14 protein-coding genes are annotated in these 13,538 nt (G+C 45.0%); 9 read left to right on the top strand and 5 right to left on the bottom strand.

Translation table 11 applies throughout. The annotated features are described in order from the left end of the window. Positions 1–2: 2 nt before the first annotated feature. The 3 genes from KJB35_RS24125 to KJB35_RS24135 all read left to right on the top strand — a co-directional run bounded on the left by KJB35_RS24125 (position 3) and on the right by KJB35_RS24135 (position 4,490). Positions 3–2,861 carry a valine--tRNA ligase gene (locus tag KJB35_RS24125; protein ID WP_285469857.1) on the top strand — a complete coding sequence of 953 codons (2,859 nt, stop codon included), beginning with the start codon at positions 3–5 and terminating at the stop codon, positions 2,859–2,861. 203 nt (positions 2,862–3,064) lie between these two features. After that, entirely contained in the window at positions 3,065–3,469 is a 405-nt protein-coding gene (locus tag KJB35_RS24130) for a DUF2061 domain-containing protein (protein ID WP_169628884.1), read from the top strand. Between the two features lie 115 nt (positions 3,470–3,584). Then, positions 3,585–4,490: a bifunctional helix-turn-helix transcriptional regulator/GNAT family N-acetyltransferase gene (locus KJB35_RS24135; RefSeq protein WP_213908214.1), complete on the top strand. Its 906-nt coding sequence runs from the start codon at positions 3,585–3,587 to the stop codon at positions 4,488–4,490. Positions 4,491–4,509: 19 nt separating this feature from the next. On the opposite strand, the gene KJB35_RS24140 is transcribed toward KJB35_RS24135, so the two are convergent. Beyond that, positions 4,510–5,310, bottom strand: a complete 801-nt coding sequence (locus KJB35_RS24140; protein WP_104975633.1) for a hypothetical protein — start codon at positions 5,308–5,310, stop codon at positions 4,510–4,512. A gap of 154 nt (positions 5,311–5,464) precedes the next feature. Next, entirely contained in the window at positions 5,465–5,878 is a 414-nt protein-coding gene (gene rraB, locus KJB35_RS24145; protein ID WP_005381081.1) for a ribonuclease E inhibitor RraB, read from the bottom strand. Positions 5,879–6,461: 583 nt separating this feature from the next. Here rraB and arcA point away from each other — a divergent pair. From arcA to KJB35_RS24175, 6 genes are all read left to right on the top strand, one after another. Continuing rightward, positions 6,462–7,682 (top strand): arginine deiminase, encoded by a 1,221-nt coding sequence (arcA, locus tag KJB35_RS24150; protein WP_005381082.1) that lies wholly within the window; start codon positions 6,462–6,464, stop codon positions 7,680–7,682. Positions 7,683–7,838: 156 nt separating this feature from the next. Further along, positions 7,839–8,843: an ornithine carbamoyltransferase gene (locus KJB35_RS24155; protein ID WP_213908215.1), complete on the top strand. Its 1,005-nt coding sequence runs from the start codon at positions 7,839–7,841 to the stop codon at positions 8,841–8,843. A 99-nt stretch (positions 8,844–8,942) separates the two neighbouring features. After that, positions 8,943–9,038 carry a hypothetical protein gene (locus tag KJB35_RS24160; protein WP_005381084.1) on the top strand — a complete coding sequence of 32 codons (96 nt, stop codon included), beginning with the start codon at positions 8,943–8,945 and terminating at the stop codon, positions 9,036–9,038. Between the two features lie 86 nt (positions 9,039–9,124). After that, positions 9,125–10,054 (top strand): aspartate carbamoyltransferase, encoded by a 930-nt coding sequence (gene pyrB, locus KJB35_RS24165; protein WP_005381085.1) that lies wholly within the window; start codon positions 9,125–9,127, stop codon positions 10,052–10,054. 15 nt (positions 10,055–10,069) lie between these two features. After that, a complete protein-coding gene (pyrI, locus tag KJB35_RS24170; RefSeq protein WP_005381086.1) occupies positions 10,070–10,531 on the top strand; it encodes an aspartate carbamoyltransferase regulatory subunit in 462 nt (153 codons plus the stop codon). Between the two features lie 130 nt (positions 10,532–10,661). Further along, positions 10,662–11,051: a RidA family protein gene (locus tag KJB35_RS24175; RefSeq protein WP_005381087.1), complete on the top strand. Its 390-nt coding sequence runs from the start codon at positions 10,662–10,664 to the stop codon at positions 11,049–11,051. Between the two features lie 85 nt (positions 11,052–11,136). On the opposite strand, the gene KJB35_RS24180 is transcribed toward KJB35_RS24175, so the two are convergent. The 3 genes from KJB35_RS24180 to ibaG all read right to left on the bottom strand — a co-directional run bounded on the left by KJB35_RS24180 (position 11,137) and on the right by ibaG (position 13,538). Continuing rightward, positions 11,137–11,862, bottom strand: a complete 726-nt coding sequence (locus KJB35_RS24180) for a 1-acylglycerol-3-phosphate O-acyltransferase (RefSeq protein WP_005381088.1) — start codon at positions 11,860–11,862, stop codon at positions 11,137–11,139. A 155-nt stretch (positions 11,863–12,017) separates the two neighbouring features. Continuing rightward, the gene (gene murA, locus KJB35_RS24185; protein ID WP_005388419.1) at positions 12,018–13,274 is read right to left on the bottom strand and encodes a UDP-N-acetylglucosamine 1-carboxyvinyltransferase; all 1,257 of its coding nucleotides are present in this window, start codon (positions 13,272–13,274) and stop codon (positions 12,018–12,020) included. Between the two features lie 9 nt (positions 13,275–13,283). Next, positions 13,284–13,538, bottom strand: coding sequence for a BolA family iron metabolism protein IbaG (gene ibaG / locus KJB35_RS24190; RefSeq protein ID WP_005381092.1), 255 nt, complete (start codon positions 13,536–13,538; stop codon positions 13,284–13,286).

Raw genomic sequence — 13,538 nt, forward strand, 5'->3', positions numbered from 1 at the left:
CTATGGAAAAGACATACAACCCAACTTCAATCGAACAAGCTCTGTATCAGACTTGGGAAGAGAAAGGCTACTTTAAGCCACACGGTGACACTACTAAAGAATCATACAGCATCATGATCCCGCCACCGAACGTCACTGGTAGCCTACACATGGGCCACGCGTTCCAAGATACGATCATGGATACGCTTATCCGTTGTGAGCGCATGAAGGGTAAAAACACTCTTTGGCAAGTAGGTACGGACCACGCAGGTATCGCAACTCAGATGGTTGTTGAGCGTAAGATCGCTGCAGAAGAAGGCAAAACAAAACACGATTACGGTCGTGAAGCTTTCATCGACAAAATCTGGGAATGGAAAGGCGAATCTGGCGGCACTATCACTAAGCAGCTTCGTCGTCTTGGCGCATCTGTCGACTGGGATCGTGAGCGCTTTACGATGGACGATGGTCTATCTAACGCTGTTCAAGAAGTATTCGTACGTCTATACGAAGACGACCTAATCTACCGCGGTAAGCGTCTAGTTAACTGGGATCCAAAGCTACACACAGCGATTTCAGATCTAGAAGTAGAGAACAAAGACACTAAAGGCAACATGTGGCACTTCCGCTACCCACTAGCAGATGGCGTTAAAACAGCGGATGGCAAAGACTACATCGTTGTTGCAACGACTCGTCCAGAGACCATGCTAGGCGATACTGGTGTTGCAGTTAACCCAGAAGATCCACGTTACAAAGATCTTATCGGTAAAGAAATCATTCTTCCTATCGTTGATCGTCGCATCCCAATCGTGGGCGATGAGCACGCAGATATGGAAAAAGGTACTGGTTGTGTGAAAATCACACCTGCGCACGACTTCAACGACTACGAAGTTGGTAAGCGCCACCAGTTACCAATGATCAACATTCTGACTTTCGACGCGAACATCCGTGACGCTTCTGAAGTATTCAACACCAACGGCGAAGCAAGCGACGCTTACAGCACTGAGCTACCAGCTAAATACCACGGTATGGAACGTTTTGCCGCTCGTAAAGCTATCGTTGCTGAATTCGACGAGCTAGGCCTACTTGAAGAAGTGAAAGATCACGATCTACAAGTTCCTTACGGCGACCGTGGTGGCGTAGTTATCGAACCAATGCTAACTGACCAATGGTACGTACGTACTGCGCCTCTAGCGAAAACCGCAGTTGAAGCAGTAGAAAACGGCGACATCCAATTCGTTCCTAAGCAATACGAAAACATGTACTTCTCTTGGATGCGTGACGTTCAAGACTGGTGTATCTCTCGTCAGCTATGGTGGGGTCACCGCATCCCAGCTTGGTACGACAACCAAGGTAATGTTTACGTAGGTCGCACTGAAGAAGAAGTTCGTAAGAACAACAACCTAGAGTCAGTCATTGAACTGCACCAAGACGAAGACGTACTGGATACGTGGTTCTCTTCTGCACTATGGACGTTCGGTACTCAAGGTTGGCCAGAGCAAACTGACGACCTGAAAGTATTCCACCCTTCAGACGTTCTAGTAACTGGTTTCGACATCATCTTCTTCTGGGTTGCGCGCATGATCATGATGACCATGCACTTCGTGAAAGACGAAAACGGCAAACCACAAGTACCATTTAAGACGGTTTACGTTACTGGTCTAATCCGTGATGAAAACGGCGACAAGATGTCTAAGTCGAAAGGTAACGTACTTGACCCAATCGACATGATCGATGGTATCGACCTAGAGTCTCTAGTAGAGAAGCGTTGTGGCAACATGATGCAACCTCAGCTAGCGAAGAAGATCGAGAAGAACACTCGTAAGACGTTTGAAAACGGTATCGAAGCATACGGTACAGACGCACTACGTTTCACTCTTGCAGCAATGGCATCAACAGGTCGTGATATCAACTGGGATATGAAGCGTCTTGAGGGTTACCGTAACTTCTGTAACAAACTATGGAACGCAAGCCGTTACGTAATGATGAACACAGAAGAGCAAGATTGTGGCTTCAACGGTGGTGAGATTGAATACTCACTAGCAGACAAATGGATCGAGTCTCAGTTTGAACTTGCAGCGAAAGCGTTCAACAACCATATCGACAACTTCCGTCTAGATATGGCTGCGAACACGCTTTACGAATTCATCTGGAACCAATTCTGTGACTGGTACCTAGAGCTAACTAAACCCGTTCTATGGAAAGGTACTGAAGCGCAACAGCGTGGTACTCGCCGTACACTAATCACGGTACTTGAGAAGACTCTACGTCTGGCTCATCCTGTGATTCCTTACATCACTGAAACTATCTGGCAAAGCATCAAGCCACTAGTTGAAGGTGTAGAAGGTGAGACAATCATGCTTCAAGCACTGCCTCAATTCGACGAAGCAAACTTCAACCAAGAAGCGCTAGATGATATCGAATGGGTGAAGGCGTTCATTACCAGCATCCGTAACCTACGTGCTGAATACGACATCAACCCTGGTAAGCCGCTTGACGTTATGCTGAAAGCAGCAAATGCAGAAGATGCCTCTCGTCTAGAAGCAAGCAAGCAAGTACTGATGTCACTAGCGAAGCTAGAAGCAGTACGCGTGCTTGAAGCTGGCGAACAAACTCCTGCATGTGCGACAGCACTGGTTGGTAAGTCTGAGCTGATGATCCCAATGGCAGGTCTGATCGACAAAGATGCTGAGCTTGCTCGTCTAGATGGCGAAATCAAGAAGACTCACGGCGAAATCAAGCGTATCGAAGGCAAACTAGGTAACGAAGGCTTCGTAGCGAAAGCACCTGAAGCAGTTGTTGCTAAAGAGCGTGAGAAGCTTGAAGGCTACAAAGAAACGCTAGCTAAGCTAGAAGAGCAGAAGACAACGATCGCTGCGCTTTAAGCCTCAGTGAAAGAGAAGAATTAGCACTTCTCACTTTTTGGTTCAAAAGGTTGGTCATCATGGCCAACCTTTTTTGTATACATTTCACCAAAACCATCATCAATAGCTTCCCCCTATCACAACAATACTCATTACCCATTAGCATTAATGAGAATTATTATCGATAATAAGCTCATCGAAACAAACACGATTGAGTAATTATCATGAAAAAGACACTAACTTTCGCAGCACTGCATTTTACTATCGCATTTAGTGTCGCTTACGTACTCACAGGCGACATTCTAATTGGTAGTTTAATTGCCATGATTGAGCCTTCAGTGAACACCGTAGCCTTCTACTTTCATGAAAAGGCATGGGCAAAAGTCCCAGCACTTAAAGCTCGTCAGTGGATGACCAAATTAAAAACCGCAAGCTTTGCGACCGTGCACTTCAGCGTCGCTTTTACCGTGGTTTACTTACTAACAGGTGATGCATTTGTCGGCGGCGTAATGGCGATGTTAGAGCCAAGTTTGAACACGGTGGCTTACTACTTCCACGAGAAAGTATGGATGCGTAAATCATCAGAAAAAACTCCAGCACCGCAGTTTTGTTTACATCACCACGCTTAAACATGGAGGCTCACTACGTCTCCTAACGAGAAAAATGACATTTACCATTGACAAGGTTGCGCACCGCAATTAATTTAATTGCGGTGCGCAACTTTATTTTTAGAGGTAAGTGATAATGAACGCTCGTCAACTTCGACACTACTCCCGTCAAGCCGTCCGATTGCTTGGTATGCTTGATAAACAATGCAGCGATGTCGCTCTCACTCCAGTGCAAGCGCACGCATTGGGTGAAATCCAATTGCAGCCATTGACCATCAATCAGCTGGCACAGCAGCTTAATGTCGACAAGTCCAACGCGAGCCGAACCGTTACTGGTTTGATTAAATTAGGTTTGGTCGAGAGCATCGAAAACCCAAAAGACAAACGTAGTCAACTCGTAGCGATTACAGAGCAAGGCCAACAGGCGTTATCACAACTGGACCAACAGCAAAACCACTTCTTTGAACAACTGCTTACCCAACTCGATGACAGCGAGCAAGAGCAACTCAAACTTGGTCTAGAGACTTACCTAAAAGGGCTAACAAAAGTGTGTCAGTCTGAGGAATACGTTCTTCGACCTCTTACTAAAGCAGACAACCCGCAAGTCGCAGATGTGATTCGTAAAGTCTCTGCAGAATACGGCTTAACCGCAGACAAAGGTTATGGTGTGGCCGATCCAACGCTTGATGATATGTATTCGGTTTACAATCAATGCGGGGCCGCCTATTGGGTCATTGAACATCGCGGAGAGATCGTTGGTGGCGGTGGCTTTGCCCCTTTAGCGGGCGAGCCAAATGTGTGTGAACTACAAAAGATGTACTTCTTACCTCAAACACGAGGACACGGTTTAGCCAAACGCATCGTCGCATTGAGCTTACAATTGGCGAAACAATTTGGGTATCAGCAGTGCTATTTAGAGACAACTGAATGTCTGAGAGAAGCGGTAAGCTTGTATGAAAAGCTAGGCTTTGAGCATCTCGATGCCCCGCTTGGACAAACAGGGCATGATGCATGTGAAGTCGTAATGCTTAAGATGCTGTAATAGATAATATTATTAGACGTTAAAGCACAACATGGGTAACACAAAGCTCCTGGCTCAAGGCAACAGTGAAGTTTTGGTGCTGCCCATCCAACTCAACAGACAACTGGTAGAGATCACTTGGATCAGGATCAGTAAGATCGGCATACTTTGGCGCTTCGATCTGGAATAAAGCGCTCGCATGCTCCGCTCGGACATCAATAGGAATATGGTAAGTCATGCCATTGAACTTAACCGATGCCGATACTAAACCCGGCGCAAAAGTTTGGTAGTACAAATCCACCTTAAACTCACAACCACCACCGTGGTGCCAAATCTGTTCAGTAGCCACGCGGTCTAAACGCACATTGCGAATAAACTGCAGATACGGCTCTTGCCATACCCCTAAGCGCTCGTCACTCTTTTGGTATTCATGATCTGCAAGTGAACACAACTCCGGTTTATCCTCATCCAACAGAAGATCTTCTTCTTCCTCAAGGAATAGGATCTCAAAACGGTTGCGCCCCATCTGCATGAACGGGCGAATGTCTTTCTTGTAGACATTTTGAGAACCGTCACAGTCAAACAATGCTACTCCGTTCAAACGCACTTCTGCATGGTAATCCACACCACCCAACACCATTTCTACCGCTGGGAATGCCATCATGGATTCATCCACTTCAATGTCATGCATCAGGTGCCACTCTTGCTGACGAATTGCTTCTTCTGTCAGTTCAGCTGGCAATACCTGACTCAAAGGAGCAGGGAAAGTAATGTCATCCTGTGGGATAGAAAGGTCCGTCAGTGGAGAGACTTGCCATAAACCGGCGAGTGAGAGTTGCATATACACCTTGAGCTAGATCAATTTTCACGCATTATAGGGAGAAATCCCCTATAAACTCAATGTGAATTATTTATCGCCTCCACATTCGTCAGTTTTTCAAGGAATAAAAAAACCAGCGTTAAACGCTGGTTTTTCCAAAAGTAGTGAGCTTTGATTACTCGTCGTCTTCATCTTCTTCAGGGTAAAGCGCATCTTCGCCTTCGTAGTACGTACCCCAACCGTCATAGATGATGTCGTATTTTTCTGCCAAGTGAATCAATTTTTCAACTTGCGCATCAATCGCTTCTGCGTCTAGTGCGGACTCCATAGTCGCATCACAGCAAAGCAACTTGTTACCATCTTCATCTTCAGTTTCTTCTGCTTCAAGAACTTCAAAGCCCATCTTGAATGCTTCAACTACCGCTTTTTCTAGCGTGTCAAAATCTTCGGCAAACAGGTGGTGCTCAATTTCGTATAGCGAATCTGGATCGCTGCCATCTTCTAGCAATGCTGCAATGATATCGCGAGTCTCTTCCTTTTGAATCTCAATTAATTCTTCTACTGATAGATATTCATCTTCGTGAGACATGTTTTGGCTCCAGATTAGTTACTTGATGGAAACACAATACCCGATACTGAGTATGCTGATCCGGTGAAATATGGCATGGATTGCGATGAAAAGCCACAAACAAACATCATACCACTGCGATTCTTATCGGTTATTTGAATCTAAATATTAAACCGACCACACAAAGAAACAAAAAATTAACAAAGAATGGCATTTTTTAATATTCAGAACATCCTAATTGACACTTAATGTGGTTATTTTCTCTTTCTATGCGTGTTTATGATGCTTTCTTGAATACACTCACGTGTAAAACGAAGAAGCATAACGAATAAATTCACTTTAATAATGCATAATTTAGAATAAAAATGCACGTTTTATGCACTGTGCGTGTATTCTTTCTCAACGGGAAAATTAGAATAAAAACGCACGCACTCTAATTTTAGTAAAATAGCATTTATATCTAATAATAAATTTCATAAGAATAAAAATAAAAATAAAAAACTCACAAAACCAGAAACACCAGAATATAAACAAAGCTTGATAACTTGCATCTTTCTAGGAAGCTTGTCATAACTAATGGCTGGAAAATTTGTAAGGATACAAAATGAGCAAGCTGTACGTTGGATCAGAAGTTGGTCAACTTCGACGAGTTCTATTAAATCGCCCTGAACGCGCCCTAACCCACTTAACTCCGTCAAACTGTCATGAGTTGCTATTTGATGACGTTCTTGCTGTAGAAGCGGCAGGTGAAGAGCACGATGCATTCGCACGTACGCTGCGCGAGCAAGACGTTGAAGTGCTTCTCCTCCACGATTTACTGGTCGAAACCCTCGCCGTTCCAGAAGCAAAACAATGGCTGCTGAACACTCAGATTTCTGACTTTCGCTACGGGCCAACATTTGCGCGAGACCTACGCCAATACTTTTCAGAAATGGATGATGAACATCTTGCCTGCATCTTTTTAGGTGGCTTAGCTTACTCAGAGCTACCGATCTCCTCATCTTCTATGCTTCCAAAAATGAAGCGTCCTCTCGACTTTGTTATTGAGCCGCTACCTAACCACCTATTTACGCGTGATACCTCGTGTTGGGTTTATGGCGGCGTTTCTCTTAATCCGATGATGATGCCTGCACGTCAACGTGAAACAAACCACCTACGTGCGATTTATCGTTGGCACCCAATTTTTGCTGGCCAAGATTTTATCAAATACTTCGGTGACGATGATCTGCATTATGATAACGCGAATGTCGAAGGCGGTGATGTGTTGGTTATTGGTAAAGGTGCAGTTCTTATCGGTATGTCTGAGCGTACGACTGCGCAAGGTGTAGAGAACCTTGCAGCGAGCCTATTTAAAGCAGGCCAAGCTACCGAAGTTATTGCAATTGATCTGCCTAAACACCGTTCATGTATGCATTTAGACACTGTGATGACCCATATGGATGTAGATACTTTCTCTGTCTACCCAGAGATCATGCGCAAAGATCTCGACACATGGCGCTTAACACCAAAAGGCAACGGTGAAATGCATGTTGAAGCCTCACATAACTATCTGCACGCGATTGAGTCCGCTCTTGGCTTAGATCAGCTGAAAATCATCACCACGGGTGGTGACAGCTATGAAGCGGAACGCGAACAATGGAATGATGCCAATAACGTTCTAACTGTAAAACCGGGCGTAGTAATTGGTTACGAACGCAATGTATACACCAACGAAAAATACGATAAAGCTGGCATCAAAGTACTGACAGTACCTGGTAACGAGCTTGGTCGTGGTCGCGGTGGCGCTCGCTGTATGAGCTGTCCAATAGAACGAGACGATATATAACTTACTCGTCCCTTTACATTAGGTGAATCAAAACTAAGGTTGATGTGAATACATCAACCTTTTTTAGCTTTAATTAAAAATAATTATTCACAATAAAGGCATTTATATGTTTTAATGAATTCTATTAATCTAATCACATGTACTAAGGGACGAGCTATGGCTTTCAATTTACGTAACCGCAACTTTTTGAAGCTATTGGACTTCTCAACCAAAGAAATCCAGTTTTTGCTCGAACTGTCTGCAGAGCTAAAAAAAGCTAAATATGCAGGAACAGAGCAGAAGAAACTTCAAGGTAAAAACATCGCACTAATCTTTGAGAAATCTTCGACTCGTACCCGATGTGCGTTTGAAGTCGCTGCCTTTGACCAAGGTGCTCAAGTCTCTTACATCGGCCCTTCTGGCTCGCAAATCGGTCATAAGGAATCGATGAAAGACACCGCTCGCGTCCTTGGTCGTATGTATGACGGGATTGAATACCGAGGCTTTGGCCAATCCATTGTTGAAGAGCTTGGTACTTATGCTGGTGTTCCAGTGTGGAATGGTTTAACGGATGAGTTCCACCCAACCCAGATCCTTGCTGACTTCCTGACCATGCAAGAGCACGGCCGTGGTAAACAGCTACATGAAGTAACCTTCGCTTACCTAGGTGATGCGCGCAACAACATGGGTAACTCACTTATGGTGGGCGCAGCGAAAATGGGCATGGATATTCGCCTTGTCGCGCCAAAAGCGTTCTGGCCTGAAGAAGATCTCGTGGCAACTTGTCAAACTATCGCGCAACAAACCGGTGCAAAAATCACGTTAACAGAAAGCGTTGAGGAAGGTGTGAAAGGTTGTGACTTCCTATACACCGACGTTTGGGTGTCTATGGGTGAGTCTGCCGAGGCATGGGATGAACGTGTAGCGTTAATGACACCTTATCAAATCAATATGGACGTGATTAAGCAAACGGGTAATCCACATGTGAAATTCATGCACTGCCTTCCAGCTTTCCACAATGATGAAATCACCGTCGGCAAAGAAGTCGCTGAAAAATACGGTATGAAAGGCCTTGAAGTAACAGAAGAGGTATTTGAATCGGAATACTCCATCGTATTCGACGAAGCTGAAAACCGTATGCATACCATCAAAGCCGTGATGGTTGCGACGCTAGGAAGCTAAACCAGCGCGCAAAAACAGCCGATAAAAACCATGATGTAATCGCTTGCGCTCACGAAAGTTAAGCGTATAATGCTCGGCAATTTGTCTGAGGATTAAGAAATGACCACGCTGATTGCTGACGTAAAAACGCGATTTGCTCTCGCTAAGCGACTACGCTTACGTGGTGTTATTTTCGTTAATTCTATTGAATTTTAAAACCTCCCCATTGGGGAGGTTTTTTTATGTCCAAAATTCCTTTCGGTTATTTGGATGTAGTCATCAATGTTATAGGGAAGAAGATCATGGCGAACTCGCTTTACCAGAAGCACATCATCTCTATTCCAGAGCTTTCACGCGAAGAACTGGAACTTATCGTAGAAACAGCAGGTAGCCTTAAAAAAGCACCTCGACCAGAACTGATTAAAAACAAAGTCGTTGCAAGTTGTTTCTTTGAACCATCAACACGTACACGTTTATCGTTTGAAACAGCGATTCAGCGCATTGGTGGTGACGTGATTGGCTTTGATAATGATGGTAATACCTCTCTGGCGAAGAAAGGCGAAACACTCGCAGATTCAGTACAAGTCATCTCTTCTTACGTCGATGCCTTTGTGATGCGTCATCCACAAGAAGGCGCCGCTCGCTTGGCATCTGAATTTTCAAATGGCGTGCCAGTGATCAACGCGGGCGACGGTGCAAACCAACACCCAACTCAAACGCTACTCGACCTATACACCATCGCGGAAACACAAGGGCGTCTAGACAACCTGAACGTCGCATTCGTAGGTGACCTAAAATATGGCCGCACAGTGCACTCACTGACTCAAGCCTTAGCAAAGTTTAACAACATCCGCTTCTTCTTTGTTGCACCAGATGCGCTGGCAATGCCAGATTACATCTGCGAAGAACTAGACGAAGCTGGCATTCAATATAGCCTACACACAGACATGGAAAGTGTGATTCCTGAACTGGATATTCTGTACATGACACGCGTACAGAAAGAACGCTTTGACGAATCGGAATACGCACATATTAAGTCGGCTTACATCCTAACGGCGGCACTACTAGAAGGCGCGCGTGAGAACTTGAAAGTACTGCACCCACTACCACGTGTGGATGAAATCACAACTGATGTTGATAAAACGCCTCATGCTTACTTCTTCCAGCAAGCTCAAAATGGCGTGTATGCTCGCCAAGCACTGCTGGCGCTTGTTCTAAACGAAACACTGTAATCGAGGGGAAAAATCATGGCTAAAGAAACTCAATTGCAGGTAGAAGCAATCAAAAATGGTACGGTCATCGACCACATCCCTGCGCAAATCGGTATCAAAGTATTAAGACTGTTCGATATGCACAATTCATCACAACGCGTAACGATTGGACTGAACTTGCCATCATCAGCACTCGGTCATAAAGATCTACTCAAAATCGAAAATGTGTTTATCAATGAAGAGCAAGCGAGCAAGCTAGCGTTGTATGCTCCTCACGCGACCGTGAATCAAATCGAGAATTATGAAGTGGTGAAAAAGCTCGCGTTAGAGCTTCCTGAGCGCATCAATGATGTATTTGAATGCCCGAATTCAAACTGTATTTCTCATAATGAACCAGTAGAAAGCAGCTTTAGCGTGTTCGAGAAGAAACAAGAAATCCGCCTAAAGTGTAAATACTGCGAGAAAGTGTTCTCACGCGAGATCGTAACCGAGCGATAAACACGCCGCACGACTAGGCTGTGATACGTTTAAAATACCCTGCAATGTCAGGGTATTTTGCTCTTTACCTACCGAGGGTTTAGAGGCAAACTGAGAATCTTTATTCCCTACAACTGATGGAAAAAATCAAATGACGAAAGTACTTCACACTGAGTCTGCACCAGCAGCAATCGGTCCTTACGTTCAAGGCGTAGATCTAGGTAACATGGTTCTTACTTCAGGCCAAATCCCAGTAAACCCAGCGACAGGTGAAGTGTCTGCTGATATCGCAGAACAAGCTCGTCAGTCTCTAGAAAACGTAAAGGCTGTAGTTGAATCTTCAGGTCTTAAAGTATCTGATATTGTAAAGCTAACGGTTTTTGTTAAAGACCTAAATGACTTTGGCACAGTGAACGAAGTTTACGGCAAGTTCTTTGATGAGCACGGCGTAGCAAACTACCCTGCACGCTCTTGTGTAGAAGTGGCTCGCCTACCAAAAGATGTTGGCATCGAGATTGAAGCAATCGCTGTTCGCAAATAATTGCACTTGCTGACAAACATAAAAAAACGGGTAGCTCAGGCTACCCGTTTTTTATTGTCTTTTCGTGATGATATCGCAGTAAAACTTAAGCAGCGTTGCGCTGTTTGACTTCTTCATCTAACGATTCAAGCTTCTCTTTCATCTGTTCACGACAGATATTCGCTAACTCGCGAATGCCCTCTTTACCATAGCCTTCAGTGCTGATTGGAGGTAGCATTTCAACAATCACATGACCATTGTTCCAACGGTTCAGCTTAATTTTATTCGTCGAGCTACATACGATAGGAATGATTGGCACACCTGCACCAATTGCCGCATGAAAAGCACCTGTTTTGAATGGCAGCAAACCACGCCCACGAGAACGCGTGCCTTCTGGGAACATCCACACCGAAACATCACTTTCTTTCATGCTGCTCACGACCTGATCGATAGTACCTTTTGCTTTAGAACGATTCGCTCGGTCAATCAGAATGTTACCCGTAAGCCAGTAAAGCTGACCAAACAGTGGCATCCAAGCCAAGCTCTTTTTACCTACTGTCACAACTTTCGGAGTCACAGCCGCAGAAACAGTAAACATGTCCCAGTTGTTCTGGTGGTTAGCAATGTAAACATGTTGGCCGCGTGAATACGCATCTTCAGGGATACGTAACTCTAACTTAATCCCAAACACACGAGACATCTTGGCAAACAAACGGCCAAAAGTGAAAACGTGCTTAGGGTTTCTAGGGCTTAATAGGCAGTAACCACAACCACCAATAAACATAACAATCGCAAAGATAGCGACAGCAAATACACGTAACAGTGCAATCATTCTTGTTCTCCAGGAACCGGCTTTTGCCAGATACAGCTATTAATATCTCTCTTTCCATAAAGGGAAAATATGGTCATGAGAGTGATATAAAAAAGCCGAAACTCAGGTTTCGGCTCTCTTGATATCCAAGTTACCTGCGGTGCAGTTTAACTTGCCTAGCTCACTCGCTCAATATTTGCGCCAAGTGCAGCCAGTTTATTTTCGATTTTGTCGTAACCACGGTCGATATGGTAAATACGATCAACGACGGTTTCGCCTTTAGCAATGCAACCTGCAATAACCAAACTAGCCGAAGCTCGTAGATCGGTTGCCATCACTTGCGCACCGCTGAGTGACTCAACATCACCACAGATAACCGTATTGCCTTCGATCTCAGCTTTAGCGCCCATACGCATGAGTTCTGGTACGTGCATAAAGCGGTTTTCAAAGATAGTCTCTGTGATCACGCCGCCACCTTTCGCCATCATGTTCAGAAGCGTAAATTGAGCTTGCATATCCGTCGGGAAACCAGGATGTGGCGCAGTACGTACACTTACCGCTTTTAGCTCGCGGTCGGTCATATCAACGGAGATCCAATCTTCACCCGTTTCGACAAGCGCGCCAGCTTCTTCCAGCTTGGCGAGAACCGCTTCAAGCAAATGAGCATTAGTGTTGCGACATACCACTTTACCGCCAGATACTGCTGCTGCGACAAGGAATGTTCCCGTCTCAATACGGTCAGCAACCACGTTGTGTTTACAACCGCCTAGGCGCTCAACACCTTCAATCGTAATGGTATCTGTGCCAGCGCCAGAGATTTTTGCGCCAAGCTTATTTAGGAAATCAGCGGTATCGACGATTTCAGGCTCACGCGCAGCGTTATCTAGTGTTGTTGTGCCTTCCGCCAGCGCTGCGGCACACATGATGGTAATCGTCGCGCCTACGCTGACTTTATCCATCACGATGTGCGCGCCTTTTAGACGACCATCCACTTCTGCTTTCACATAACCATCTTCTAATGTAATGGTTGCGCCAAGCTGCTCTAAACCAGAAATATGTAGATCCACAGGACGAGCGCCAATAGCACAACCGCCTGGTAAAGAAACCTGACCTTGACCAAAGCGCGCCACCAAAGGACCCAAAGCCCAAATAGAAGCACGCATGGTTTTCACCAAGTCATAAGGCGCACAGTATTCTGTAATACTGCTTGGATCAACATGAACAGAGCCATTGCGGCTTACTTTCGCGCCTAAACGCTTAAGCAATTCCATGGTTGTATCGATATCACGAAGGTGTGGTACGTTTGCCACTTCTACTGGCTCTTCCGCCAAGATAGACGCAAATAAAATCGGCAGTGCTGCGTTTTTTGCACCTGAAATGGTCACTTCACCAACTAGTGGTTTATCTGACCCAATAACTCGAAACTTTTCCATCAATAAACCTTAAAGCGACATCAATTTCTTATCACGAGCCCACTCTTCTGGTGTGAACGCTTTGATTGATAATGCGTGAATGTCGTTACGCTGGATGTATTCCATCAGAGGAGCATAAATTAGCTGCTGCTTCTTAACGCGGCTCATTCCATCGAAACAAGCATCAACAGCAACCACTTCATAGTGGCTACCTTCACCTTTCACATGCACTTCTTGAAGGTTTAGTGCTTCTTCTAATAACTGTTGTACTTTTGCGCTATCCAC

This window comes from Vibrio sp. D431a, assembly GCF_030248655.1.
GTDB classification, from domain to species: domain Bacteria; phylum Pseudomonadota; class Gammaproteobacteria; order Enterobacterales; family Vibrionaceae; genus Vibrio; species Vibrio alginolyticus.